The following is a 26,799-nucleotide window of genomic DNA, read 5'->3' as shown; positions in this document are numbered from 1 at the left end:
ATACTTGAACCGCTGGAACGCTTCTGCGTTCGGCTGACCTGATCAACGCTCTGCGGAGATCTCAGGTTCGGCCACGCGGACGGTTTTCGGGTAACCGTCCGCTAGGCGAGGGGCGGGCGGCTTCGCCGCCCCTCGCCTCCTTCGATTCCGCTCCCCGCCCTGGCTCCCCTCCCCCGCCGGGACGGGGAGCGAGCTTGTCTCCGAGCTCCCTCAGTCGACGTGCGGATGCGCGATCTCGCGCCACAGGTCGACGGCGTCCTCGTCGCTCCATCCCGCGCCCGCGACGGAGCGACCGACGACCGTCACGGCGACCGTCTCATGGGGCGATGTGCGGATGTACAGGCGGTCGGAGCTGGCCGACCGAAGCGTGTCGGCGAGTTGTGCGCGGATGATGGCCAGCGACTCCTCGTCCATTCCGTCGAGACCGCCCTCATCGAGCACGGTGACGTTCGCCCCACGGCGGCGTGCGCGCTCGAGCTCGGTGCGCACGTCGTCGTCGAGCAGGCGCGGACCGCGCATCTCATCGCGCAGGCGTCCCTCCGCGAGCCGGGCTTCGAGGCGATCCTCCGCGCTCAGCACACCTCCCGACGACACCGTCCGGGCGAGCACCGGACCTGCGACCTCGAGCGCCTCCTGCACCTGGAGACGGCGCTCGCGCTGGCGGCCGACCTGCGACGCCTGCCAGGCCGATGCCGCGCGCTGCAGCTGCGCAAGTCGCGCGGTGTCGCGAGCAGCCCGATCCATCGAGCGCAGGAGCAGCTGCGCGGAGGCGACCCACACCACCGATCCCACCAGACCGAGCCCGAGGGCGTTCGCCGGCCCCATCCAGATCATGGATGCGACTCCCAATGCGGCGATGCCGATCCACGCGGTCCACGCCCTGCGGCGCACGATGACGATCGTCATGAGCGCGCCTATGCCGCCGAGGTACCACGTGGCGAACGATGCCGTGCGGGATGCGGGTCCCACAGCCACCGAGATGGCGCTCGGCACGAGGAAGGCGCACGCCAGGGCGAGCGCCGCGGCGATCGCGGGCAGCTTCGACGGGCCACGGGGAACGCCAGGCGGGAGTGAACCGTCGACCTCCCTCGGCGCTGCACGCAACGGCTCCCAGAACAGGCACAGCCAGGTGGTGACGAGATACAGCCCGAGCGCTGCGATGACCACGATCGGCTCTTGAACCGGCACCGGCCCCGTCCACCACAGTCCCCGGGCCGCGAGGTAGGCCGTGAAAGCCATCGCGAGGCCGACGAGCACGTTGCGGACGCTGATCATGGCGCACCCCCGCGCCACACCAGCCGCACCTTGGTGCCGCGCTCGCCGCTGTCGATGTCAGCGGTGCCTCCGATCGCGGCCACGCGCGCGAAGATCGACGCACGGATGCCGAGCCGGTCGTCCGGCACCTCGCCCAGGTCGAACCCGGGTCCGGTGTCGCGGACCTCGATGCTCAGCTCGCCGTAGGACGCCGCGACCGACACGGCGAGCCCCTTGCCCTCTGCATGCTGCAGCGCGTTGGCCACGGCCTGCGTCGCCGACAGCGTGAGCGCCCGGGCGACCCGCCCGGGGATGGTCGGCGCACCAGGTCCGACGGACCGTGCGATCGTGAGGTCGACGCCGAGCTCGCGTGCCGCGGCCTCGATCGCGTCTGCGACGGCGGCGGCGCCGACCGGCTCATCCGGCCCTTCCCCGGCGTCCTGCTCGGTATTGGCGAGCCTCGTCAGCGCTTCGCGCGCCATGCCGGCCGCGAGGGTGCGCTCGCGCGGAGTCTCCGCGCGCTCGGCGGCGATGAGCGCGGCCAGCACACTGTCGTGCATCAGCGCTGCCACTGCGATGCGCTCCTGCTCTGCGGCATCCGCGGCCGCCGCCTGCGCGTACGACGCGACCGCGCGCGCCCGCGTCTCGTCCACATTCGCGGCGACCGAGCGGAACAGCCAGCCGAGCGTCAGGATCACCCCTCCCAGGATCAGGGCGAACGACACGTCGAGCGCGACCGAGAACCAGAAGTCCCGCGCGAACCCGCCCTGGATGAGCCGCACCAGGCCGAACAGCAGCGGTGCGAGCACCGTCCAGACGATCTGCAGGGGCAGTGGAAACGCGAGGACGGCGGCGAGTGTCGCGATGTTGACCAGGTACCAGATCCACGGCTCGGCCGTCGACGATGGGATGGTGCCGGCGGTCGCGATCGGCCACACCGCGAGTGCCGCCACGTAGACGAACGCGAAGATGCCTGCGGTGAGGTGCACCGCCCAGCCGATCATGCACGCGAGGATCATCGCCGTCAGCGGCACGAACACCGCGACCATGAGCGGGGTGTGCCAGCCGGGGATCTCGTCGTGGGGTCCCAGCGCGGCGACGAATGCCTGCGTGCCGAGCACGAGCGAGCCGAATCCGGCTACGAGCGAGATGATCCGCTCGACGCGGGTCTGGGTGAACGAGCCGATTCCGGCGGTGGACTCGCGCGTCTGGGGGATGTGCCCCCACGCGTTGTCGAGGACCGCGCTGGGCGCTTCAGTCGTCACCCGCCGGCCCTCTCGGATCGGAAGCGGGCTCCGCGAGGATGCCGTCCTCCATCGCGCGCCGGAGCAGGTCGACCTTCGTGGGCGCCGGGCGCCCTACCTCGACGTATTTGACCCGCACGCGCGTGATGTTCTCCTTGGCCGTGGAGTAGGCCACGCCGAGCCGGTCGGCCACCACTTTGAGAGGGAGACCCGCGGCGTACAGACGCAGCACATCGCGTTCGCGCGCGGACAGCTGCGCGTCCGCGAACGCGCGGTCGCCCTCGACGGCACTCGCCCACTCGACGTTGTTGAGCGGCTCGCCACGGGCGACCGTGGCGATCGCGGCGATGACGTCGCCGATCGGCGACGCCTTGCTCACGATCCCGGCGGCGCCGGCGGCGAGCGCCTCGCGCACCGCGGCCGGTCGATCGGCGACGCTGTGGATGATGACGCTCGACCCGTCGCGGACGAGTCGCCTGACGTTCTCGGTCACGGTGGTGCCGTCGCCGAGCGTCAGGTCGAGCACCACGACGTCGGCGGGGAGCCCTGCGCTGAACGCCCGCCAATCGAGATACTCGGTGACGTTGCTGCCCGAGAAGACCACATCCTTGCCGGCCCGCGCGCACGCCGCCTCGAGTCCGAGCCGCACGGACTCGTGATCGTCGATCAGCGCCACGCGGGTCATGCCCTCAGGTTAGCGCGGCGCACCGCCCCGAGTGAGGACGGCGACCGCTTCGACGTGATGGGAATTCGGAAACAGATCGAGGGCGTCGACCTGCCCCGTCTCGTAGCCCGCCGTGCGGAAGATCGCGAGATCGCGGGCGAGTGCCACCGGGTCGCACGCGACGTAGACGACGCGGGCGGGATCCAGGGCCGCGACCGACTCGACCACCTGACGTCCGGCTCCCGATCGCGGCGGGTCGAGTACCACGATCCCCCGCGACAGACGCTCTCGTGCACCGGCGGATGCCTCGACGACCGTGCGGGCAAGCCACCTGTCGACGCGCGCAGTCTCGGCGCGCGCTCCCACCCACTCCGCGAGGTTCTCCTTCGCGTGATCGGTGGCCCGCGGGTCGGACTCGACGCTCGTCACCCGCGTGAGCGGACCCCCCAGGTCTCCGAGGGTCGCGGCGAACAGGCCGACGCCGCCGTACAGGTCCAGGTGCCAGGCATCGGGCTCGACCGCCCAGCCCCCCGACCCGTCGCGGAGCCTGGCCGTCACGAGATCGGTGAGCGCGTGGGCTGCGAGGCGATGCACCTGCCAGAACCCGCCCGCATCGACGCGGAAGTCGCGGTCACCGACCCGCTCGAGCACGACCTCTCGCGCTCGTTCGTCGGGGCGCGCGGATCGGCGGCGATTCGATTCGGGTCGCGGGATGACGCGCACGCGTCCGTCCGATGGCTGCACCACGTCGATGCGGCCGGGCTTACCCGATGTGAGGCCCAGTGCCACGCGCTGCACCTCGTCGGTCGCGAGCGGAAGATCCGCCACCGGGATCACGCGATGACTCCGCGCCGCGAACGGCCCTACCCGGCCGTCGGCATCGACGTGCAGGCTCACGCGGGTGCGCCAGCGCGTGCCGTCCGGGGTCTCCTCCGCCATCGCGTGCTCGAGGTCTTCGGCCAGCGGCGCCGAGGGCCCCGAGATGCCGGCATGCACGTCCAGCCCGCCGATCCGGTGCAGCGCGTCGGTGAGCACCTCCAGCTTGAGCGCGCGCTGGTGGTCGAGGTCGATGTGCCCGAAGTCCGCCCCGCCCGGCCGGTCTTCGGGTGGCACGTCGATGTCGGCCTGGCGCCAGACGTGCCGCCGACGATAAGGCGACGCATCCAGGATCTCGAGCGCCTCGCCGCGCCAGAAGCGCTTGCGATCGCTGTCGTCGCCCGCGGCATCCGTGACGCGAACCCGCACCCGCTCGCCGGGGATGGCATCCGGAACGAAGACGACGCGTCCCTCGTGGCGGCCGATGAACACGCCGCCGTGCGCGACTCCGGTGATGTCGAGATCGAGCAGGCCGCCCGCGGCATCCGTCGAAGCGTCCACGGATTGAGCATACGGTGGAGCCATGCGCGTGTGCCTCGCCTCGACCTCGCCCGCTCGCCTGATGCTGCTGCAGCAGTTCGGCATCCGCCCCCTGACCATCGCTCCGGATGTCGACGAGGAAACCGTGATCGAATCCGTTGAGGCCGCGGCGGGCCGTGTGCTGGCACCTGATGAGCATGTCCTGCTGCTCGCGCGCCGCAAGGCCGCCGAGGTCGCGGCACGACTGGCGGACGACATCCCCGATTTCGACGGAATCGTCGTCGGCGGCGACTCGATGTTCGAGATCGACGGCGCGGTGCTCGGAAAGCCCTACACCGCGGCGAATGCGACCGCGCGCTGGCACGCGATGCGCGGACGGACGGGGGTGCTGCACTCGGGTCACGCGGTCGTCCGCCTGTCGCCCGGCAAGGCTCCCCGCGAGGCGCACGCAGTGGCTGCGGCATCCGTCACCTTCGCGGACGACGTGACGGATGCCGAGATCGATGTCTACGTCGCTTCCGGCGAACCGCTGCTCGTCGCCGGCGCGTTCACCGTCGACAGCCTCGGCGGAGCGTTCATCACCCGCATCGAGGGCGATCCGTCGACCGTCGTGGGGATGTCGGTCTCGACGCTGCGGCGGCTCGTCCGCGAGCTGGACATCGAGTGGACCGACCTCTGGAGCACCACCGATCCGTCACTCGGGACCGCGCCGGGTGAGGATCCGACGTTGTAGTAGGAAGCCCACGTTTTCGGGCGCTTCTTGTACGAACCGGCCAAAGGCGATGCGGTGGCCGTCGGTAGGCTGGCACACATGCCCCCTATCGCCAAGGTGCTCATCGCGAACCGCGGCGAGATCGCCGTACGTGTCATCCGTGCCGCGCGCGACGCAGGCAAGCTGTCGGTCGCGGTGTATGCGGACCCGGACCGCGACGCCATGCACGCTCGACTCGCCGACGAGTCGTACGCGCTCGACGGCTCGACGAGCGGCGACACGTACCTCTCGGTCGAGAAGATCCTCTCGATCGCTCGGCGCTCCGGCGCGGACGCGATCCACCCGGGCTACGGATTCCTCGCCGAGAACGCCGACTTCGCGCGCGCCGTGATCGATGCCGGACTGATCTGGATCGGTCCGAGCCCCGATGCGATCGAGGCCCTGGGCGACAAGGTCACGGCCCGGCACGTCGCCGAGAAGGTCGGGGCACCTCTCGCACCCGGCACGCCCGGCCCGGTCGCCGACGCGAGCGAAGTGCTCGCATTCGTCGAGCAGCACGGACTGCCGATCGCGATCAAGGCCGCCTACGGCGGCGGCGGCCGCGGCCTCAAGGTCGCCCGCACGGTCGACGAGATCTCCGAGATGTTCGATTCGGCGACGCGCGAGGCGATCTCAGCCTTCGGCCGCGGCGAGTGCTTCGTCGAGAAGTACCTCGACAAGCCGCGACATGTCGAGACGCAGTGCCTCGCGGATGCCGCGGGCAACGTCGTCGTGATCTCGACCCGCGACTGCTCTCTGCAGCGCCGCCACCAGAAGCTCGTCGAAGAGGCCCCGGCCCCGTTCCTCTCCGACGCGCAGAACCAGACGCTGTACGACGCCTCGAAGGCGATCCTGCGTGAGGTCGGCTATGTCGGAGCGGGCACGTGCGAGTTCCTGATCGGCGCCGACGGCACGATCTCGTTCCTCGAGGTCAACACGCGACTGCAGGTCGAGCATCCGGTCTCCGAAGAGGTGACCGGCATCGACCTGGTGCGCGAGCAGTTCCGCATCGCCGAAGGTGAGGACATCGGATACGGCGATCCGACCCCCGAGGGCCACTCGATCGAATTCCGCATCAACGGCGAAGACCCGGGTCGCGGATTCCTCCCCCAGCCCGGACCGATCCACGTGTTCAAGACGTTCGGCGGCCCCGGCATCCGGCTCGATTCGGGTGTCACGGCCGGCGACAGCGTCGGCGGCGCCTTCGACTCGCTGCTCGCCAAGATCATCGTCACGGGCCGCGACCGCAGCGAGGCACTCGAGCGCGCCCGCCGAGCCCTGGACGAGTTCGAAGTCGCCGGGCTCCCCACGGTTCTGCCCTTCCACCGCAAAGTCGTCCGGGATGCCGCCTTCACGGCCGAAGACGGACGCTTCGGCGTCTTCACGCGGTGGATCGAGACGGAGTTCGTCAACGACATCCCGCCGTGGGATGGCGAGCTCGATGCGCCCGCAGCACCGGAGAGCCGCCACACGGTCGTCGTCGAGGTCGCCGGCAAGCGCCTCGAGGTGAGCCTGCCGGACCGGATCGTCGCCGCACCGCGCGCGATCGGACGCCCCGCGGCCGTGCCGCCGTCACGCCGGTCGCACGCTGCGTCTGCCGTCGCCGGCTCGTCGGGCGATGCCGTCAAGTCGCCGATGCAGGCGACGATCGTCAAGGTCGCCGTCGAAGACGGTCAGCACGTCGTCAAGGGCGACCTCGTCGTGGTGCTCGAGGCGATGAAGATGGAGCAGCCCATCCAAGCGCACAAGGACGGCATCATCGGCGCGATCAACGCCTCGCCCGGAGCGACGGTCGCAGCCGGCCACGCCCTGCTGACGATTTCGTAGGCTCGGCGCGCCGGCGGTCGTCCGCACGCCCGCGCGCATTTTCGCTGAGACCCGGCGTTTGGGCCCAGACCCTGCGGCCTACCACCAGGTCTCGGCGGGGGATGCGGTTTCGGCGAGGGTGAGCCGTCACGGCGCGGGACGCCGTCTCGGCGGGGGTGCAGGTCTCGGCGAGGGCGGTTCGCGGGTGGTCTCGGCGCCGAAGGTGGTTCTGGGCCGCGGATGCGGGGGCTGGACCCGAAGCCCGGACACCACCCGTCCGTGCTCAGCCGGTGCGACGGCGATTCCGCCGAGACCCCGCGTTTCGACCGACGCCCTCCGGCCCACCATCAGGTCTCAGCGGCAACCCCGGGTCTCGGCAACAGGTCGGCCCCGACCAGACCTGGCTCTCCGCCGAGGCCCGGCGTTTCGACCGAAACCCTGCGGCCTACCACCAGGTCTCGGCAGCGACCCCGGGTCTCGGCGAACGGCAGCCCGGGGTCAGCCGTCCTCGTTGGCACGGTCGACGATGTGCATCGCGCGCGCGGCATCCGTGATGCTGCCCGACAGCGACGGATACACGGCGAACACGCGTGATACCTGGTCGACGGTGAGGCGGCGTTCGACCGCGATCGCGATCGGGTAGATCAGTTCGGATGCCCGGGGCCCGACGATCACGCCGCCGATGACCGTGCCGCTGCCCTGCCGGGCGATGAGCTTGACGAAGCCGTCCTTGATGCCCATCATCTTGGCGCGCGGGTTCGCCGCGAGCGGCAGCTTGTGGACCACGCCGTTGATGAGGCCGTCGGTGATGTCCTTCTCCTGCCAGCCCACCGTCGCGATCTCGGGCGCCGTGAAGATGTTGGACGTGATCCGGCGGCGCTCGAGCGGGATGACGACGTCTCCGAGCGCGTGGAACACCGCGGTCCGCCCCTGCATCGAGGCGACCGAGGCGAGCGGCACGAAGGTCGTGCAGTCGCCGGCCGCGTAGATGTTCGGCACCGACGTGCGAGCGACGCGATTGACCTGGATGTGTCCCGAGTCCGTCATCTGGATGCCCGCCTCCTCGAGACCGATGCCCGCGGTGTTCGGGATCGAGCCCACGGCCATGAGGCAATGGCTGCCCTCGACGGTCCTGCCGTCGGCGAGGGTCACGAGCACGCCATCGCCGACCCGCTCGACCTTCTCTGCGCGCGACTTCGACAGCACCGTCATCCCGCCGCGCTTGAAGACGCGCTCGAGGACGACCGCGGCATCCGTGTCCTCGCCCGGCAGCACCTGGTCGCGACTCGAGACGAGCGTGACCTTTGCGCCGAGGTTCATGTACGCCGAGGCGAACTCGGCGCCCGTGACACCCGAGCCGACGACGATCAGGTGCGGGGGGAGCGCGGCCATCTCGTACAGCTGCGTCCACGTGAGGATGCGTTCGCCGTCGGGCTTCGCGGATGCCAGTTCGCGCGGCGACGAGCCCGTCGACACCACGAAGGTGTCGGCTTCGATCCGGTCGAAGTCGGTGCCACCGGGCCCCGTCGACACGATCACCGCATCATCCCCCTCGAGGCGGCCGTGCCCCGAGATGATCCGTACGCCCGCCTCGACCAGGGACGCCCGCATGTCGTCCGACTGCTGCCGCGCAAGCGACAGCAGTCGCTTGTTGACGGCTGAAAGGTTGATCGCGATCTCGGGCTTCAACGGCTTGCCCTCGGCGCCTTTGGCGAACAGCTGCACGCCCAGCTCGCCCGCCCCCCTGATCGCGACGGCCGCATCCGCTGTGGCGATGAGGGTCTTGGAGGGGACGACGTCGGTGATGACCGCAGACCCGCCGATGCCCGCTCGCTCAACCACGGTGACCTCTGCGCCGAGCTGCGCTGCGGCCAGCGCCGCGTCGTAGCCGCCGGGTCCGCCGCCGATGATGGCGACGCTCTGAGTGCGCTCGAAGCTCAAGGACATGCGTCCATTGTGTCCTGCTCGACGGCCCCGCCACGACTTCGGTCGTTCGGGCTCGCCTCTGTTCACCGACATCACATGCTCACGGCGAAGTCGCATCCCAGCGACGCCCGTGTGGTGCGCACTCGCCCAGAGCATGTGATCTCGGGATGCCGGTCATCGCCGTCGCCGCGGCATCTGGCCCTCGCGTGCTCGCGTTCCTAGAGTGGGGTCATGTCAGACACCACGCCCAACCCGCTGGACGATTCCACCGCCGATCCGTTCGAGATCGCCGAGCAGGCGGCCCATGACCTCGCCCAGATCACCGGCGTCGAGCGCCACGACATCGCGCTCACGCTCGGCAGCGGCTGGGGCAAGTCAGCAGAGCTCATCGGCGAGACGACGGCGGTCTTCCCGGCGACCCAGGTGACGGGGTTCAGCGCACCCGCTCTCTCGGGCCACATCGGCACGCTCCGCAGCGTCGTCACGCCTCGCGGGAAGCACGTCCTGGTGATCGGCGCGCGCACGCACTTCTACGAGGGGCACGGCGTGCGGCGGGTCGTGCACAGCGTGCGCACCGCTGCCGCCGCCGGTGTGAAGACGATGGTGCTGACGAACGGGGCGGGGGGCATCAAGCGCACCTGGAAACCCGGCCAGCCGGTGCTGATCAGCGACCACATCAACCTCACCGGCGCCTCACCCCTCGAGGGCGCGACCTTCATCGACCTCACCGATCTCTATTCGATCCGCCTGCGCGACCTCGCCCGCTCGATCGACCCTGCTCTCGACGAGGGCGTGTACTGCCAGTTCCGCGGGCCGCAGTACGAGACGCCCGCAGAGGTCCAGATGGCGAAGTCGTTCGGCGGCCACATCGTCGGCATGTCCACGGCCCTCGAGGCGATCGCCGCACGGCAGTCGGGCATGGAGATCATCGGCTTCTCACTCATCACGAACCTGGCGGCCGGCATCCAGACCACTCCGCTCACCCATCACGAGGTGCTCGAGGCGGGGCGCGTCGCAGAGCCCGTCATCTCATCGCTGCTTGCCCGCGTGATCGGCGCACTGTGAGCGGGTCGGACTCCGCGGCAGCGGCGACCGGGCAAGCGGCGACCGGGACCCTCGACGCGGCGCGGGCCTGGCTGGCGCAGGATCCTGACGGCGAGACCCGCGCCGAGCTGCGCGCGATCATCGAGGCGGCAGAGTCCGGGGATGACGAGGCGACGGCCGATCTCGCGGATCGGTTCGCAGGGCGCCTGGCCTTCGGCACCGCGGGGCTCCGCGGCGAACTCGGCGCCGGCAGCAACCGCATGAACCGCGTGCTGGTCGCGCAGGCGGCGGCCGGTCTCGCGGCCTACCTCATCGAGAAGGCCTCGCTGGCGGCCGACGCCCCCGGTGCCGCCGTCGCTCCCTCTGTCGTCGTCGGCTACGACGGACGCCGCAACTCGCACCGATTCGCCCAGGACTCTGTCGAGCTGTTCGCCGGCGCGGGGCTGCGGGCGATCCTGCTGCCACGGCTGCTGCCGACGCCCGTCCTCGCTTTCGCGGTGAGGCAGCTGGGCGCTGCGGCGGGCGTGATGGTGACGGCGAGCCACAACCCGCCCAACGACAACGGCTACAAGGTGTACCTCGGCGGCGCCGAGGAAGGCGCACAGATCGTCCCGCCGGCCGACTCCGAGATCGCCGCGCACATCCAGCGCGTCGCCGACCTGGGAGACATCGCAGCGCTCCCCCGTTCGCTCGGCTACGAGACCGCGGCCGAGTCGATCGTCGACGCCTACATCGAAGCGACCGCGGCCGTGGCACCGGCCCCCGTCGGCGCCGACGGTTTCCGCTGGGTGTACACCGCCATGCACGGCGTCGGCTGGGAGACGCTGTCGCGCATCCTGGACATCGCGGGGTATCCGCAGCCGGAGCCGGTGACCGAGCAGCTGAACCCCGACGCGGCGTTCCCGACGGTCGCATTCCCCAACCCGGAAGAGCCCGGCGCGATGGACCTCGCGTTCGAGACTGCGCGCAACGCTCAGGCGGAGCTCATCATCGCGAACGACCCCGACGCCGACCGCCTCGCGGTAGCGGTGCCCGATGCCGGCGTGGACGGCGGCTGGCGACGACTGAGCGGCAACCAGATCGGCCTGCTGCTCGGCTGGCAGGCGGCCAAGCACGCGGCGGCGACCGGCGCCGTGGACGGGGCGTCGCTCGCTTGCTCGCTGGTCTCTTCGCCGGGGCTTCAGGCGGTGGCGGAGCACTACGGCCTCGACTTCCATGCGACGCTCACCGGGTTCAAGTGGATCTCGCGCGCACCCGGCCTGGTGTTCGGCTTCGAGGAGGCGCTCGGTTATCTCGTCAACCCCGGGACCGTCCGCGACAAGGACGGCATCTCGGCCGCCGTCGCGATGCTCGGCATGGTCACCGAGGCGCGCAGCCGCGGAGCGGGTCTCACCGATCTCATCGAGGAATTCGACGAGACCTTCGGATACTTCTCGAGCGACCAGATCGCCATCCGCGTCGACGACGTGTCGCAGATCAGCCGGATCATGGCTGCGCTGCGGGAGCAGCATCCGTCGGCAATCGGCGACGTCGCGGTGGACCACATCGACGACCTGCTCGACGGGGTCGACGGACTGCCGCCCGGCGATGTGCTGCGCCTCTGGCTGGCCGACGGCTCACGCGTGATCGTCCGCCCGAGCGGGACCGAACCGAAGCTCAAGCTGTACCTCGATGTGCGCGGCGAGTCCTCGGACGACGCAGCGGCGCGCATCGGCGCACTCTCGGCAGGCGCTCGAGCGATGCTGGAGCACCTCGGCTGAGCCGTCGCCGGGCGGCGCCGCGACCAGGCTCGCAGCCGGCCCCCAGCTTCGCTTCGCGATATATCGCGAAGCTCCTCGCGGTCCTGCTACAGTGACACACGCGATATATCGCGAATTCACCGCGGCAAGGCTGCCGTGACGCAGAGGGATGGGCCATGGCGAGCGCTGAGCGCGATCGAATTCAGGATGCCGAGACTGAGGCCTCGCGCGGCGCTGAGGGTGCGACGACCACCTCGCACACCGCTGAGACTGCCGCCGACCCGGAGCACTGGCTGCGCAAGGTCGTCCTCTTCCTGAGCGGTCAGACGATCAGCCTGTTCGGCTCGATGCTCGTGCAGTACGCGGTGCTCTGGTATCTGACGATCACCTACCAGTCCGGCGTCGTCATGATGCTCGCCGCTCTCTTCGGCTTCCTCCCCCAGGCGGTCATCTCGATCTTCGGCGGGGTCTGGGCGGACCGGCACAACCGCAAGCTGCTGATCATGGGCGCGGATGCGGCCATCGCGCTCACCACGCTGGCCCTGGCTCTCATCATGATGACCGGCTTCGACGCGGTGTGGCTGATCTACTTGACCATGGCTCTTCGCTCCGCCGGTGCCGGCATCCAGATGCCCGCGGTATCGGCCCTCATTCCGCAGATCACGCCGACCCGCAGCCTCATGCGGGTCAACGGCATCAACGGCTCGATCCAGTCCGCGATGGCGCTGCTCGCGCCCGCGGCGGCCGGCGGGATCTACGCCTGGGCCTCTGCCACGACGGGCGGCAGCGCCGCATCCCTCGTCCCGATCTTCTTCATCGACGTGGTGACCGCCGCCATCGGGATCGGGCTGCTCGCGTTCATCCCCGTCGGGGCCGTGCGCCGCGCGTCCGATGTGCCGACCGGCTACTTCGCGGATCTCGTCGACGGCGTCCGCTACGTCGCTCATCACGCATTCGTCCGGTGGCTGCTGGTGGTGTTCGCGATCATCTTCATCCTCACGGTGGCACCGTCCAACCTCACACCGCTGATGCTGGTGCGCTCGTTCGACGCCGGCGAGCAGCAGAACGTGGTGTTCCTCGCGGTGCTCGAGGTGTCGTTCAGCATCGGAATGGTCCTCGGCGGGATCGTCGTCGCGTCGCTCTTCGCCAAGCGCAGCCGGATCGCGATGATCGTGGTGTCGTCGCTCGTCTTCGGCGTGCTGTCGATCGGACTCGGCCTCTCACCGAACGTCTGGGTGTTCCTCGGATTCATGTTCCTGCTCGGGCTCTCGGTGCCGTTCTTCTCGACCTCGTCGATGACCCTGCTGCAGGAGACGGTCGAGCCCGAGCGTCAAGGCCGGGTCTTCGGCTTCGTCGGAATCGTCATGGCGGTCGCGATGCCGCTCGGGATGGTGGTATTCGGTCCCCTCGCCGACGCGGTGCCCATCGAGCTGCTGCTCGTTGCGGCAGGCATCCTGACCTTCGTCGTCATCGGACTGGCCGTGTGGCTGCCGGCCGGCCGACGTGCGGTCTCGGCAGCACGGGAGGCATCGCGCGCGAAGGATCCTGCGACCCGCGCGGTCGCGGTGGAATCCGCCATGCAGCGCGAGGATGCCTCGTAGGCTCGACTCGTGCTGCTCACCGAATCCGCCACTCTCGAGAACGCGTACGTGCGACTGGAGCCGCTGGCTCTCGATCACGCGGAACAGCTCGCCGAGGCCGCCATCGGGCTCGAGCACGCCTGGTACACCTCCGTTCCGACTGGCGACGGAGTGGGCGACGACATCGAGCAGCGGCTCGCGTGGCACGCGGCCGGATCGATGAACCCGTGGGCGGTGCGCCGGCTCGACACCGGTCGCCTGGTCGGCATGACCACCTACTGCAACATCGACCAGCCCAATCGCCACGTCGAGATCGGGCACACCTGGCTGGGCATCGAGGCGCAGCGGACTGCGGTCAACACCGCGGCGAAGCTGCTTCTTCTCACACACGCCTTCGAGGCATGCGATGCCATCGCCGTGGAGCTGCGCACGCACTGGCACAACCGGCAGTCGCGCGACGCGATCGCGCGTCTCGGCGCCAAGCAGGACGGCGTGCTGCGAAACCATCGGATCGGGCCGGATGGCACGCTGCGCGACACCGTCGTCTTCTCGATCCTTCCCCACGAGTGGCCCGCCGTGCGGCTGGGTCTGCACGAGCGCCTGGCGCGGGCCTGAGCTCGTCGAAGCCTGAGCTCGTCGAAGCCTGAGCCCCTCGAGTCTGAGCCTGTCGAGTCTGATCCTGTCGAGTCCGAGGCTTGTCGAGCTTGATCCTGTCGAGTCCGAGGCTTGTCGAAGCTCGAGGCTGACGTACCCGCCCGGCTCAGCCGATCCGAGCTGGTCCGACCGCGAGGATGGGGGCGGCGCGGTCCGGGATTCTCAGGTTGTTCGCGCCGAGATCCTGGTCTTCCTGGACCGCCGACCGCCGAGCACCGGTCGATGGACGCGGCTCAGCCGTCGATGACGGCGACGAGCTCGTCCAGGAACCCGCTGAAGTCCGTCGCACGCCGGACGATGCGCTGCACGCTCTCGCGCTCGGAGAACACCTCGACGAACTGTTCGAACACCGTCTGGAACGCCTCGCGATCGGTCTCCGAGAACGCGACGAGGGCTACGACCTGCACGCGGCCGCCGCCCCACGGGATCGACGGGTCCGCGATGCCGATGGCGATCGCCGTGCGCGTCGCGGTCATCTCCAGCGCATGTGGCACCGCGAGGGCATCGGTGAACGCGGTGGACGACAGCTGCTCGCGATGGATGGCGCGCTCGACGTAGTCGTCGTCGATCACGCCGCTGGCGACGAGCCTCGACCCCAGGTGACGGATGACGCGCTCCTCGCTCGTCGCCGCCGGGCCCGAACGATCCGACGCGGACGGGTCGAGGTGATCCAGACCGTGGACGAACGCGGATGCGTCGAAATACCGCTCAAGCTCCGCCCGCAGCCGTGCGAGCCGCCGCGCGCGACGGATTCGCCCGGCCGCCGCCTGCACCCGCTCGATGTCGGCGCCGGTCAGGAACGGCTGGATCTTCACGATCCGGTCGGCGGGCTCATCCGGATCGATCGTCGTCAGCACGAGGTCGGTGTCGATCGACCCCCAGTCCGGGTCGACGCGCGTCTCTACGCCCACGACCTCGATCGCCTGGCCGAGCGACCGGTCGACGCTCGAGCGCAGCAGCTCGTGCAGATCGTAGTAGCCGGGACAGACGATCGTCGCGGTGAGCAGCTGATCCGCCCGCCGGCTGCGCTCGAGCCGGCCGCCCACGTGCATCGCGATGTAGGCGATCTCGTCATCGGGCAGCGGGATGCCGAGCCGCTCCTGCAGCCGGCTCGCGATGAACACGGCGACCTCGAAGATCATCGGATACGTCGACTTCAGCGAACGCGTCAGCGGATTTCGCGACCACGCCTGCTCACGAGCGCGATGCTGCAGGTTCTGCACGTGAAGGGCGAGCCGAAGGATGAAGTCCTCGTACACGATGTCGACGAGGAACTCCCCCGCCGCGGTCTCGACGACCTCCCGCACCGCGGCCTCCACCTCCGGATCCAGACGCGACCGCGCATGGTCGACGGGTGCGTCGTTGCCGGGGGCGACCACTCTCGTGAGCACGAGGGTGGCGAGGTGCTGCAGGTCGCCCTGACCGAGTTCGATGCCGAGGTGCCGGCGCGCCAGCCGCGCGATGATGGCCGCGACTTCCTGCTGCGCCGGCCGGGCATCGATCGCTCCGCTCTCGAGACCGCGGTCCTGCGACACCCGGTCGGCGGCGATGGCGATGTGCATGACGACGTCGCCGATCCCGATCTCGTTCACGAAGTAGCCGAGCGTGCCGAGTTCGGCGACCAGATCCGTCTTGAACGGGCCGAAGGCCGCTGCGCCGACGGAGTCCTCGCCGAGCGTGCGACGCAGGGCGAGCAGGTCGAACGATCCGGCATCCATCTCATCGTGCGCGAGCCTGCTCAGCAGGCGTCGCTGCGCCATCTCGGATCCGCGGAGTCGCGCGCGGGACGCCGAGCGCTCCAGCGTGAGCTCTGTGCCGCCCAGAAGTCCTCGCACCCGGGCAAGGTCGGCGTCCAGCGTCGCCGCGCTCACGTGCAGCGACTCGGCGGTTTCGAAGACGTCTATCCCCTCCGGTTCATCGAGCAGCGCGCGAACGAGAGTGTGCAGGCGGGCGCGGGGGGTTCCGGCATCCGTCCCCGACACCCGCAGCGCGGTCGACGCGTCGACGTCCGCCCGATAACCCTGTGGCCCCGACTCCACGGCGGCGCCCGTAGGCACACGCGCATTGAGGGCGGTGACATACGAACGGATGCTGCGCGGAGTCACGCCGAGAGCGTCGGCGAGCGTCGCCGCCGTCGCCCACTCGCCGTCGCGCACCAAGAGCGCCAGGAGCTGATCCTGTCTCGCTCTTGTCACGGGCATTCCTCGTGTCGCCGGCCGCTCTCCGGTCGCCATGGCCGAAGTAGGTGCCAGTCAATCACGCGGCGCGCCGGGGAGGGCGAAGATGCCGTGCGATACCGTGATCCCACCGGCCGCCTCGTTGGGCGACCTCGGAGAACAGGGGCAGCCATGGCTGGAGCACGACGCCTACTTCCGCTGAACTGGCCATTCCCCTGAATTCGCCCTTCCGCTGAACTGGCCTTCCGCCCCCGCGGAAACAGGCCTGGTTGTCGGCTCCCAGCGTTTTCACAAGAATGGCGGAAAGAGAGGCGGATCGATGAGGATCCTGGTGGTCTGCGGGGCAGGCGCGTCGAGCACGTTCGTCGCCCAGCGCGTGCGGCACGCCGCCCACGACCAGGGACTGGCCTACTCCGCTTTCGCAGGCACCGAGAAGTCGCTGCCCATCGACCTCGATGCCGCCGACGTCGTGCTCGTCGGGCCGCATCTCGTTCACGCGCTCGCGCGAATCGAGCGGGATGCCGCGGCCCGCGGTACGACGGTGGTGCTGCTGCCGTCCGACATCTTCTCGGACATTGACGGCACGCGGACGCTCGAACTCGTCCGCGCCGCGGTCGGAGGCTCCGGGGGGACCCTTCCGACCGCGGGCGGCGCAGCACGGCCCTGATATCGGCGACACGAACGCCACCCACAGACGACAGAGAGGTCGACCCCATGGCAGTCATCACACGAACGGTGCGGATCGGTTCGGCCCACGGCCTGCACGCGCGCCCCGCGAAGATGTTCGCGCAGGCGGCGAAGGATGCCGGCATCCCGGTCACGCTCGCGAAGGATGCCGGCAGCCCCATCAATGCCGCCAGCATCCTGGGCGTGATCGCCCTCGGGATCGAGCAGGGGGACTATGTGACGCTCACGGCGGACGGGGACGGCGCAGATTCTGTGCTCGACACCCTTGCCGATCTGCTCTCGACCGACCACGATGCGGAGTAGACCATGGTCGAGTTGCGCGGAGTAGGAATCGGGCTCGGGGTCGCACAGGGACCCGTAGCCCGCATGGCGGAGCCGCTGCCGGCTCCGAGCGATGCGCCGAGCGCGCTCACGGCGGACGAGGAGAAAGCCCGCGTGAGTGAGGCCGTCGCGGCGGTCGCGCGCGAGCTCGAAGAACGCGGAGCTCTCGCAGGCGGTGCGGCGCGGGACGTTCTCGAGGCGCAGGCGATGATGGCGGAGGACCCGTCGCTCGCCGACGAGGTCGCCACCCGGGTCGCACAGGGCCGCACCGGCGAATGGGCGGTGTTCGACGCGTTCGCGTCGTTCCGCGACCAGCTCACGGCGCTCGGCGGCTACCTCGGCGAGCGCGCGGCCGATCTCGACGACGTGGCGCAGCGGGTGATCGCGAAGCTCCGCGGTGTCGCGGCTCCGGGAGTGCCCGACCCCGGGCATCCGTTCGTGCTCGTCGCGAAGGACCTCGCTCCCGCCGATACGGCACTCCTCGACCTCGACAAGGTGCTTGCCCTGGTGACCACCGAGGGCGGACCGACTTCGCACACTGCGATCCTGGCGAGAGAGAAGTCGATCGTCGCGGTCGTCGGCGTCCAGGCCGCGAAAGACCTCGTCGAGGGCGAGATGGTGATCGTGGATGCCGCAGCCGGCGTCGTCACGACGGAACCGACCGGCGAAGAGCTCGAACGAGCCGAGCATCGCGCGGCGGCTCGGGCATCGGCCATCTCGGCCCCCATCACCGATGGTGCTCTCGCCGATGGAACCCCTGTCCCGCTGCTCGCGAACCTCGGCAACCCCGACGGCGCGATCGAGGCCGTCGCGCTCGGCGCGGAGGGCGTCGGGCTCTTCCGCACCGAGTTCCTGTTCCTGAGCTCCGGCAGCGCGCCGACGATCGAGCAGCAGCAGCAGTCGTACACCAAGCTCCTCGCGGCGTTCCCCGGAAAGAAGGTCGTCGTGCGGGTGCTCGACGCGGGCGCCGACAAGCCGCTGCCCTTCCTCAACGATGCGCACGAGGAGAACCCGGCCCTCGGGCTCCGCGGCATCCGTGCACTGCGGGCGAGCGAGGACATCCTGCGCGAACAGCTGACCGCCCTGGCGCAGGCGGATGCCGCGACCCGCAGTCTGCCGGACGGCCCCGCAGACCTCTGGGTGATGGCCCCCATGATCGCGACGGTCGAAGAGACCGAGTACTTCACGGCGATCGCGAGGGATTACGGCATCCGCACGGCCGGCGTCATGGTGGAGGTGCCGTCGTCGGCCCTGCTGGCCGACCGCATCCTCGAGAGCGCGGACTTCGCCTCGATCGGCACGAACGACCTCACCCAGTACACGCTGGCGGCCGACCGGCTGCTCGGTTCGGTGGCCTCGTTCCAGGATCCCTGGCACCCGGCGGTCCTCCGCCTCATCCGCGAGGTGGGCGACGCCGGTCGCATCCACGGCAAACCCGTCGGGATCTGCGGTGAGGCTGCGGCCGACCCGCTGCTCGCCGTCGTCCTCGTCGGGCTCGGCGCGACGAGCCTGTCGATGGCACCCACTGCGCTCGCCGATGTGCGGGCGACCCTGCTGCAGCACTCGATCGACGATGCCCGTGTCATCGCCGGAGCTGCACTCGCCGCGAACGACGCGGCATCCGCCCGAGACGCGGCGCGCGCCGCCGCAGCTCAGAACAGCACCGTCGCGGTTTAGCCGCACCCCAGCCCGCTTCCCGCGGCTGGGGAAGAACGAGAAGAAGGAGAGACAAAGCACATGACAACGGCGTCGGCGCCCGCGAAGGGCACCAGCACGGTACGGGTCGGAGTCCAGCGCTTCGGCACGTTCCTGTCCGGCATGATCATGCCGAACATCCCCGCACTCATCGCGTGGGGCATCTTCACCGCGTTCTTCATCGATGTCGGGTGGACACCGAACGCGGACCTCGCAACCATTGTGGGGCCGTTCATCCACTACCTGCTGCCGATCATCATCGCCTACACCGGCGGCAATATCGTCTACGGCGTCCGCGGCGGCGTCGTCGCCTCGATCGGCGTGATGGGCGCGATCGCGGGCTCCGACTTCCTGATCGCCCAGTTCAACGCGGCGGCCCTCGCCGCCGATCCCGACGCCAAGCCGCTCGGACAGGTCCACATGTTCATCGGCGCGATGATCATGGCGCCACTCGCGGCCTACACGATGAAGTGGCTCGACAGCCTGTGGGACGGCAAGATCAGGGCGGGCTTCGAGATGCTCGTCAACATGTTCTCAGCAGGCATCTGGGGCTTCGTGATGGCAGTCATCGGGTTCTACCCGATCGCCTGGCTCGTCAACGGCCTGATGCAGATCCTCAGCAACGCGGTGAACTGGCTGGTCGAGAACAACCTGCTGCCACTCACCAGCATCATCATCGAGCCGGCGAAGGTGCTGTTCCTCAACAACGCCATCAACCACGGCGTGCTGACGCCGCTCGGCATCCAGCAGTCCGCGGAGGAAGGATCCTCGATCCTCTTCCTCCTCGAGGCCAACCCCGGCCCCGGCGTCGGTCTGCTGCTCGCGTTCACGTTCTTCGGCATCGGCGCGGCGCGGGCCTCAGCCCCGGGCGCGGCGATCATCCAGTTCTTCGGCGGCATCCACGAGGTGTACTTCCCGTACGCCCTCATGAAGCCGATGGTGATCCTCGCCCTCATCGCGGGTGGCGCGACCGGTGTGACGACGAACATGCTGCTCGGCGGCGCGCTTCGCGCACCGGCGGCACCGGGGAGCATCTTCGCGGTTCTCGCGCAGACCGCGAGCGGCAAGTACTTCGCGGTCATCCTGTCGGTGATCCTCGCCGCGGCCGTCACGTTCGTCCTCACGGCGATCATCCTGCGGGCCTCGCGCAAGCGTGACCTCGAGGCGATGGCCGCGACGGATGACGCGTTCGGCGCCGCGATCACGCAGACCGAGGCGGCGAAGGGCAAGTCGTCCGATGCCCTCGGCGGGCTCCGTGGCGGCGCGGTGACGCAGGCCGGTGGCGGCATCGACCCGGCGACCATGACCGAGCGCGAGATCAAGAGCATCGTGTTCGCGTGCGACGCGGGCATGGGTTCTTCGGCGATGGGCGCGAGCGTGCTGCGCAACAAGATCAAGAAGGCGGGCATCGACGATGTCACGGTCGTGAACAAGGCGATCGCGGCTCTCGACGGCTCGGCCGATCTCGTCATCACGCAGCAGCAGCTGACGGACCGCGCGAAGGCGCAGTCTCCGAACTCGGTGCACGTGTCGGTCGATAACTTCATGAACTCGCCGAAGTACGACGAGGTCGTGGACCTGGTCCGTGCCCAGCACGGGGAGAGTGTCTAGGCACGCAAAGACCGCTGCGAGGCCGGCCGGCGAGATGCCCCGGCCTCGCAGCCCCCTAGGGCTGCGAGGCCGGCAAGAGAAGGAGTCTCGCAGCCAGGGTTGACGAGTCGCCGTTGCGGCGGCGAGCCGACCCTCCGGCCGAACCCGACCGAACACAGCACCCCACCGCGAGCGTCGCCGAGCCTAGGCTGAAACCGGCGCGAAAGATCGAACAGCAGCATCCGTCAACCAAAGAAGGGCGATCATCATGGCACGTGAGGTTCTGAGCCTGGGTCAGGTCCGCATCCACTCCGGCAGCGCCACCCGCGAGGAGGCGATGAAGGAAGCCGCCGACATCCTCGAGGCGGCAGGCGCCGTCACGAGCGAGTACTACGACGCCATGCAGCAGCGCGAGCAGACCGTGTCGACGTACATGGGGAGCGAGTTGGCGATCCCCCACGGCACCAACGAGACGAAGCACACGATCCTCGATTCCGCCCTCTCCGTCGTGCGTTACGACGGTGGCGTCGACTGGGGCGGCGAGCCCGTCACCTTCGTCGTGGGGATCGCGGGCAAGGGCGACGAGCACCTCGAGATCCTGTCTCAGATCGCGATCCTGTTCTCGGATGAGGACGAGGTCGCGAAGCTCAAGGCCGCGCAGAGCCCGGAGGAGCTCTTCACCCTCGTGTCAGCCGCGGGCGTGTCGTGAAGGCTGTCCACTTCGGAGCCGGCAACATCGGGCGCGGCTTCGTCGGTCTGCTGCTGCACGAGGGCGGATACGAGCTCGTGTTCTCGGATGTCGCGGCCCCGCTCGTGGATGCCATCAACGCGGTCTCGCAGTACACCGTGCATGAGGTCGGCGAGGGCGGCCGCGATCGCGTGGTCACCGGGTTCCGCGCGATCAACAGTGCGACGCATCCTGACGAGCTCGTCGAGGAGATCTCGACCGCCAACGTGGTCACGACAGCGGTCGGTCCGACCATTCTGAAGTTCGTGGCGCCGCACATCCTGTCCGGTCTCGCACTGCGAGACCCGGCCTCGCCGCCGCTGCAGATCATGGCGTGCGAGAACGCGATCAACGCGACGGACCTGCTGCGCGACGAGGTCAAGGAGCTCGCCGCCGAGACCTGGGATGCCCTCGCGAGCCGGGCGGTCTTCGCGAACACCGCCGTCGACCGCATCGTGCCGGGTCAGCCCGAAGGAGCCGGGGTCGACGTCACTGTCGAGCCGTTCTTCGAATGGGCGATCGAGCGGCCGCCGTTCGGCGACGATCCGCCGAAGATCCCCCAGGCGCACTTCGTCGAGGACCTCGAGCCCTACATCGAGCGCAAGCTCTTCACCGTCAACACAGGTCACGCGACGACGGCCTACTTCGGCGCGGCAGCAGGAGTCGAGAAGATCTCGGACGCCCTCGCTGATGATGCGATCGCCGCCAAGGTCGCCGCAACGCTCGAGGAGACATCCGCTCTGCTCGCAGCGAAGCACGGACTCGACCCCGCTGACCTCGCCGAGTACCGCTCGACGATCCTCAGGCGATTCCGCAATCCGCTGCTCCCCGACACCGTGTGGCGAGTGGGACGACAGCCGCTGCGCAAGCTCTCGCGTCATGAGCGATTCGTGGGTCCGGCCGCCGAAGCCGCCGAGCAGGGCCTGTCGGTCGACGCCCTGGTGGGTGCGATGGGCGCCGCCCTCGCGTTCGACGATCCCGAAGATGCGCAGTCCGTGGACCTGCAGCGGATGCTGCGCGAGCAGGATGCCGCGACCTTCACGGCCGCGGTCACCGGGCTCGACCCGGATCACCCGCTCTTCGCAAAGGTGGCGGCGGTGGTCGGCACGCGGCAGTCCGAGCTCGTGGAGTGACGGCTCGCGACCCCGCGGAGGACCAGCCGCCCGCGACAGACCGCCCCCGTGCGAGGCCTCGCCGGCGCGGCCGGAGGATCGCGGCCTGGGTGTTCGGTATCCTCGGCGCCGTCATCGTGCTCGCGGTGATCGCGATCGTCGTCTACAGCCAGGTCGGCGTGATGGCCGCGGAACCCGAGCCGCTGGCCGCGGTGAAGTCCGACCCTGCGGTCGAGATCACGGATGACGGTGCCGCGATCGTGATGTCACCGGCCTCGGGCGCCACCGGCGACGGCCTGGTGTTCTATCCGGGTGCGAAGGTCGACCCGTGGGCATACGCGTCGAAGCTGTCGGGCCTGGTCGCCGAGGGCACGACGGTCGTCATCGTCAAGCCGTGGCTCAACCTCGCCTTCTTCGACCTACGGCCCCTGTCGACGTTCACCGACCTGGCTCCCGAGGTCGACGAATGGGCGGTCGGCGGCCACTCGCTGGGAGGCGTGAAGGCGTGTCAGCTGGCGGCCGACGCCGGGCAGCTCATCCTGTTCGCGTCGTACTGCGCGACGGACATCTCGGACTCCTCGATCGGGGTGCTCAGCATCGCCGGCAGCGAGGACGGGCTGTCGACACCGGAGAAGATCGCCGACAACCGCCACCTTCTGCCAGAGGAAGCCGAACTCGTCGAGATCTCGGGTGCGAGTCACTCGAGCTTCGGCGACTACGGACTGCAGCCGGGCGACGGGACCCCCACCATCTCCGACGAGGACATGATCGCGCAGATCACCGCCGCAGCCGTGCCCTTCCTGGCCGGCTGAGCCGCGGCATCCAGCGCACCTTGACTCGTCACCCGTTCTGCTCCCACTCAGGAGTCTCAGTTAAGAGCGGCTAACATCGAGAGGTTGTCCGGGCGAGGGGTCCGGCACGATGACGTGTGGGAGAAGGATGGACGAGCACCGATATGCGGTGATCGGCGCAGGCCCGTCGGGGCTCGCCGTCGCGCGGGCGCTGCAGAGGGCGGGCGTCGCCTTCGACGGCTACGAGGCGTCGAAGGGCGTCGGTGGGCTGTGGGACATCGACAATCCGCGCTCGACGATGTACGAGTCCGCGCATCTCATCTCGTCCCGCACGACGACCGAGTTCGCGGAGTTCCCGATGGACTCGGATGCCGACTATCCGGGTCATCGCACCCTGCTGAGGTACTTCCGCGACTTCGCCGACCACTTCGGGCTCACCGAGCGATTCCGCTTCGACACGCGTGTGACCGAAGTCGAGCGTGAGGGGGACGGTGCGTGGATGCTGCGGGCCGAGGGCCCTTCGACAGGCTCAGCGACCGCCGGCACGATCGTCGAGCAGCGCTACGCCGGGGTGATCCTCGCGAACGGAACGCTCGCCGAGCCGAACGTGCCCTCATTCCGCGGTGAGTTCACCGGGGAACTCCTCCACACCAGCGCCTACAAGAGCGCGCAGCAGCTCACCGGCAAGCGCGTCCTCATCATCGGTGCCGGCAACTCCGGCTGCGACATCGCCGTGGACGCCGTCCACCACGCGGCATCCGTCGACATGAGTGTTCGCCGCGGGTACTACTTCGTTCCGCGCTACCTGTTCGGCCGCCCGTCCGACACCCTCAACCAGGGAAGGCCGATGCCCGCGCGCATCAAGCAGTTCATCGACACGCGCGTGCTCAAGGCGTTCACGGGCGACCCGGTGCACTTCGGCTTCCCCAAGCCCGACTACAAGCTGTACGAGTCGCATCCCATCGTCAACACGCTGATCCTGAATCACCTCGGCCAGGGCGACCTCCGCGTCCGCGCCGACGTCGACAGGTTCGACGGCGAGACCGTCCATTTCCGCGACGGCTCGAGCGGCGACTACGACCTGGTGCTGCTCGCCACCGGCTATTCCCTCGACTACCCGTTCGTCGATCGCAGCGAGCTCAACTGGAGCGGCTACTCCCCCTCGCTGTTCCTCAACGTCTTCCCGCCGTCGTTCAACGGGCTTTACGTCATGGGCATGATCGAGGCGTCCGGCATCGGCTGGCAGGGGCGCTACGAGCAGGCCGAGCTGATCGCCCAGTACCTCTCGGCGCTCACGGACCGCCCGGATGCGGCCGCGGACTTCCGGCGCCGCGTCGCCGACGAGCCGTGGCCCGATCTGACCGGCGGCTACCACTACCTCGCGCTCGAGCGCATGTCGTACTACGTCAACAAGGACGCGTACCGGCACGCGGTGCGCGAGGCGGCCGGAAGCCTGCGCGAAGATCCGGATGCAGCGGCCGAGGGTCGCCGTCGGATCGCTCGTGTGCTGGGTCGTTCGAAGCACGGTCGTCGCGGCGCCGCGACGAGGCAGGTCTCGTCATGAACATCGACGACGTCGTCCTGAACTTCAACCCGGCGACCCTCGTGATCCTCAACGTCGTCCTGGCGCTCATCATGTTCGGAATCGCGCTCGACACCTCCCCAAGCGACTTCAAGGTCGTCGCCCGCAAGCCGAAGCCGTTCGTCATCGCGATCCTCGCGCAGCTGATCGTGCTGCCCGCGGTGACGTTCTGCCTCACCCTCATCCTGCCCGTCACGCCGTCGATGGCGCTCGGCATGATCCTCGTGGCGTGCTGCCCGCCGGGCAACATCTCGCAGGTGCTCACGCATCGCTCGGGCGGCAACGTGGCCCTGTCGGTGTCGATGACCGGCGTGTCGAACCTGATCTACATCTTCGTGCTGCCGCTGAGCGTGGCGTTCTGGGGCTCGCTGCATCCGACCGCGCGGACGCTGCTGGAGTCCGTGCAGCTCGACCCGTTGCAGATGCTCATCGACGTCTTCCTGATCATCGGCGTGCCGTTCCTGGCGGGTCTGCTGATCCGGGCCAAGTTCCCGGTGTTCGCGACGCGGGTCCAGCCGTTCGTGAAGTGGTTCTCGCTCCTGGCGCTGGTGGGCTTCATCGTTGCGGCGCTCGCCGGCAATTGGGCGTTCTTCATCGCCTTCCTCGGCGTCATCCTGGTGGTCGTGTTCATCCACGACGCCGTGGCGCTGGCTATCGGCTATGGCACCGCGGTCATCGGCGGACTCGGCACCCGCGAGCGCAAGGCGATGACGTTCGAAGTCGGCATCCGCAACGCAGGCCTCGGCCTTGGGCTCGTCTTCACGTTCTTCGGGGGTCTGGGCGGCATGGCGATCGTCGCCGGGTGGTGGGGCATCTGGGACATCATCGCGGGTCTCGCGGTGGCCGCGCTGTGGGCGGTCCACACCAAGCGCCGCACGGGCTCGTCCAAGGGCGACGCCTCGCGGCACGCTGCACGGACGGATGCCGTGGCACCCGGGGTTGCGGACGGATCCGCTTCGTGAGCGCTCGCGTCCTCGTCACGGGCGGGGCGGGATTCCTGGGCTGGCACGTCACGGCCGCCCTCGTCGCGCACCCGGGCGTCGACCTGGTCGTCGCCGGCGACGTGCGCCGCTCGTCTCATCCGGTCGAGGGCGTGGTCTACGAGGAATGCGACGTCACCCGGCCCACCGGCATCCTGCCGCTGCTCGAAAGACACCGCATCGATGTCGTCGTGCACCTCGCCGCCATCGTGAACCCCGGACGCGATCACGACCTCGAGTACCGCGTCGACGTCGAGGGCACCCGCCATGTGCTCGAGGCCTGTGTCGCCGCGGGCGTCCGGCGCATCGTGGTCTCGTCATCCGGAGCGGCCTACGGCTACCACCGTGACAGCCCCGAGTGGCTTCGGGAATCCGACCCGGTGCGCGGGAGCGACGAGTTCCCCTACTCGCGGCACAAGCGGCTGGTCGAGGAGATGCTCGCGGGCTACCGCGAGACGAACCCCGAACTCGAGCAGGTGGTGTTCCGCATCGGCACGATCCTCGGGCCCACCGTCCAGAACCAGATCACGGCGCTGTGGGACGGTCGCCGAATCCTCGCGATCCGCAGCTCGGAGTCGCCGTTCGTGTTCATCTGGGTCGACGACGTCGCCGGCGCCATGGCGCGGGCCGCGACCGACGGCCCGGCGGGCATCTACAACGTCGCCGGCGACGGCCGGCTGACAGTCCGCGAGATCGCGGCCCGGCTCGGCAAGCCCCTGCTGACCGTCCCCGCCGGGGTGCTCGCGTTCGCGCTGCGAGTCGGGCGGATGCTGCGCCTCACGGTCCACGGTCCGGAACAGGTCGGCTTCCTGCGCTACCGCCCGGTGCTCGCGAATGACGCGCTGAAGCGCGACTTCGGCTTCATCCCCGTGAAGACCTCGGCCGAGGCGTTCGAGGCGTACCTCGACACGCATCCCGGCGTCGCGCGCCGCTAGGCCGCCCGCCCGCATCCGCACCCGCCCGCCTCGGCGCCGTCCGGTCCAGGTTTCGCACCATCCCCGCATCCAGAGCGTGCGAAACCCGGACCGCCCCGAGGAGCTCGTGCCTGCGAAACTCCGTCCGGTCCAGGAAGCACAGGTTCCCCGCATCCAGAGCGTGCGAAACCCGGACCGCCCCGAG

Annotated in this window: 22 protein-coding genes; 16 read left to right on the top strand and 6 right to left on the bottom strand. The window is 69.5% G+C overall.

Annotated features, from left to right (window positions below):
* Nucleotides 1–210: 210 nt before the first annotated feature.
* Genes ABD188_RS09090 through ABD188_RS09075 form a run of 4 tightly spaced genes read right to left on the bottom strand, consistent with a single transcriptional unit; the run spans nt 211 to nt 4,539 of the window.
* Nucleotides 211–1,275: a hypothetical protein gene (locus ABD188_RS09090; protein WP_344060835.1), complete on the bottom strand. Its 1,065-nt coding sequence runs from the start codon at nt 1,273–1,275 to the stop codon at nt 211–213.
* The gene (locus ABD188_RS09085; RefSeq protein WP_344060833.1) at nt 1,272–2,519 is read right to left on the bottom strand and encodes a sensor histidine kinase; all 1,248 of its coding nucleotides are present in this window, start codon (nt 2,517–2,519) and stop codon (nt 1,272–1,274) included. The genes ABD188_RS09090 and ABD188_RS09085 overlap by 4 nt, the downstream gene beginning before the upstream one ends.
* A complete protein-coding gene (locus ABD188_RS09080; RefSeq protein ID WP_344060830.1) occupies nt 2,509–3,183 on the bottom strand; it encodes a response regulator transcription factor in 675 nt (224 codons plus the stop codon). Before ABD188_RS09080 ends, ABD188_RS09085 begins: the two co-directional genes overlap by 11 nt.
* Before the next feature lie 9 nt (nt 3,184–3,192).
* Nucleotides 3,193–4,539 carry a class I SAM-dependent RNA methyltransferase gene (locus ABD188_RS09075; RefSeq protein ID WP_344060827.1) on the bottom strand — a complete coding sequence of 449 codons (1,347 nt, stop codon included), beginning with the start codon at nt 4,537–4,539 and terminating at the stop codon, nt 3,193–3,195.
* Between the two features lie 22 nt (nt 4,540–4,561).
* Here ABD188_RS09075 and ABD188_RS09070 point away from each other — a divergent pair, with 22 nt between their 5' ends.
* A complete protein-coding gene (locus tag ABD188_RS09070; RefSeq protein WP_344060824.1) occupies nt 4,562–5,251 on the top strand; it encodes a Maf family protein in 690 nt (229 codons plus the stop codon).
* Between the two features lie 78 nt (nt 5,252–5,329).
* Nucleotides 5,330–7,096, top strand: a complete 1,767-nt coding sequence (locus ABD188_RS09065; RefSeq protein WP_344060821.1) for an acetyl/propionyl/methylcrotonyl-CoA carboxylase subunit alpha — start codon at nt 5,330–5,332, stop codon at nt 7,094–7,096.
* Between the two features lie 477 nt (nt 7,097–7,573).
* Here the strand turns inward: ABD188_RS09065 and ABD188_RS09060 are convergent, their stop codons facing one another.
* The gene (locus tag ABD188_RS09060) at nt 7,574–9,022 is read right to left on the bottom strand and encodes an NAD(P)H-quinone dehydrogenase (RefSeq protein WP_344060818.1); all 1,449 of its coding nucleotides are present in this window, start codon (nt 9,020–9,022) and stop codon (nt 7,574–7,576) included.
* Between the two features lie 210 nt (nt 9,023–9,232).
* Between ABD188_RS09060 and ABD188_RS09055 the strand changes: the two genes are divergently transcribed.
* From ABD188_RS09055 to ABD188_RS09040, 4 genes are all read left to right on the top strand, one after another.
* Nucleotides 9,233–10,066 (top strand): purine-nucleoside phosphorylase, encoded by an 834-nt coding sequence (locus tag ABD188_RS09055; RefSeq protein WP_344060815.1) that lies wholly within the window; start codon nt 9,233–9,235, stop codon nt 10,064–10,066.
* Nucleotides 10,063–11,805 carry a phospho-sugar mutase gene (locus ABD188_RS09050; RefSeq protein ID WP_344060812.1) on the top strand — a complete coding sequence of 581 codons (1,743 nt, stop codon included), beginning with the start codon at nt 10,063–10,065 and terminating at the stop codon, nt 11,803–11,805. Before ABD188_RS09055 ends, ABD188_RS09050 begins: the two co-directional genes overlap by 4 nt.
* 155 nt (nt 11,806–11,960) lie before the next feature.
* Nucleotides 11,961–13,385, top strand: a complete 1,425-nt coding sequence (locus ABD188_RS09045) for an MFS transporter (protein ID WP_344060809.1) — start codon at nt 11,961–11,963, stop codon at nt 13,383–13,385.
* Between the two features lie 9 nt (nt 13,386–13,394).
* Nucleotides 13,395–13,979 (top strand): GNAT family N-acetyltransferase, encoded by a 585-nt coding sequence (locus ABD188_RS09040; protein ID WP_344060806.1) that lies wholly within the window; start codon nt 13,395–13,397, stop codon nt 13,977–13,979.
* A gap of 272 nt (nt 13,980–14,251) precedes the next feature.
* On the opposite strand, the gene ABD188_RS09035 is transcribed toward ABD188_RS09040, so the two are convergent.
* On the bottom strand, nt 14,252–16,219 hold the full coding sequence (locus ABD188_RS09035) for a BglG family transcription antiterminator (RefSeq protein ID WP_344060803.1): 1,968 nt from the start codon (nt 16,217–16,219) through the stop codon (nt 14,252–14,254).
* A 295-nt stretch (nt 16,220–16,514) separates the two neighbouring features.
* On the opposite strand from ABD188_RS09035, the gene ABD188_RS09030 reads away from it, so the two are divergent.
* The 10 genes from ABD188_RS09030 (at nt 16,515) to ABD188_RS08985 (ending at nt 26,615) form a co-directional block, all read left to right on the top strand.
* A complete protein-coding gene (locus ABD188_RS09030; protein WP_344060800.1) occupies nt 16,515–16,862 on the top strand; it encodes a PTS sugar transporter subunit IIB in 348 nt (115 codons plus the stop codon).
* Between the two features lie 47 nt (nt 16,863–16,909).
* Nucleotides 16,910–17,185 (top strand): HPr family phosphocarrier protein, encoded by a 276-nt coding sequence (locus tag ABD188_RS09025; RefSeq protein ID WP_344060797.1) that lies wholly within the window; start codon nt 16,910–16,912, stop codon nt 17,183–17,185.
* Nucleotides 17,186–17,188: 3 nt separating this feature from the next.
* Nucleotides 17,189–18,880: a phosphoenolpyruvate--protein phosphotransferase gene (gene ptsP, locus ABD188_RS09020; RefSeq protein WP_344060794.1), complete on the top strand. Its 1,692-nt coding sequence runs from the start codon at nt 17,189–17,191 to the stop codon at nt 18,878–18,880.
* A 60-nt stretch (nt 18,881–18,940) separates the two neighbouring features.
* Nucleotides 18,941–20,509 carry a PTS mannitol transporter subunit IIBC gene (locus ABD188_RS09015; RefSeq protein ID WP_344060791.1) on the top strand — a complete coding sequence of 523 codons (1,569 nt, stop codon included), beginning with the start codon at nt 18,941–18,943 and terminating at the stop codon, nt 20,507–20,509.
* A 247-nt stretch (nt 20,510–20,756) separates the two neighbouring features.
* Nucleotides 20,757–21,197 (top strand): PTS mannitol transporter subunit IIA, encoded by a 441-nt coding sequence (locus ABD188_RS09010; RefSeq protein ID WP_344060788.1) that lies wholly within the window; start codon nt 20,757–20,759, stop codon nt 21,195–21,197.
* Nucleotides 21,194–22,348 (top strand): mannitol-1-phosphate 5-dehydrogenase, encoded by a 1,155-nt coding sequence (locus ABD188_RS09005; RefSeq protein WP_344060785.1) that lies wholly within the window; start codon nt 21,194–21,196, stop codon nt 22,346–22,348. Before ABD188_RS09010 ends, ABD188_RS09005 begins: the two co-directional genes overlap by 4 nt.
* 89 nt (nt 22,349–22,437) lie before the next feature.
* Entirely contained in the window at nt 22,438–23,139 is a 702-nt protein-coding gene (locus tag ABD188_RS09000) for an alpha/beta hydrolase (RefSeq protein ID WP_344060782.1), read from the top strand.
* A 127-nt stretch (nt 23,140–23,266) separates the two neighbouring features.
* On the top strand, nt 23,267–24,682 hold the full coding sequence (locus ABD188_RS08995) for a flavin-containing monooxygenase (protein WP_344060779.1): 1,416 nt from the start codon (nt 23,267–23,269) through the stop codon (nt 24,680–24,682).
* Nucleotides 24,679–25,662 (top strand): bile acid:sodium symporter family protein, encoded by a 984-nt coding sequence (locus tag ABD188_RS08990; RefSeq protein WP_344060776.1) that lies wholly within the window; start codon nt 24,679–24,681, stop codon nt 25,660–25,662. Before ABD188_RS08995 ends, ABD188_RS08990 begins: the two co-directional genes overlap by 4 nt.
* Nucleotides 25,659–26,615, top strand: coding sequence for an SDR family oxidoreductase (locus ABD188_RS08985; RefSeq protein WP_344060773.1), 957 nt, complete (start codon nt 25,659–25,661; stop codon nt 26,613–26,615). Before ABD188_RS08990 ends, ABD188_RS08985 begins: the two co-directional genes overlap by 4 nt.
* Nucleotides 26,616–26,799 lie beyond the last annotated feature (184 nt).

The sequence above is a fragment of the Microbacterium pumilum genome (assembly GCF_039530225.1).
In the GTDB taxonomy this organism is placed as follows: Bacteria; Actinomycetota; Actinomycetes; order Actinomycetales; family Microbacteriaceae; genus Microbacterium; species Microbacterium pumilum.
Note: the sequence above shows the minus strand (reverse complement) of the source record. Positions and strands in the feature narration are given on the sequence as shown.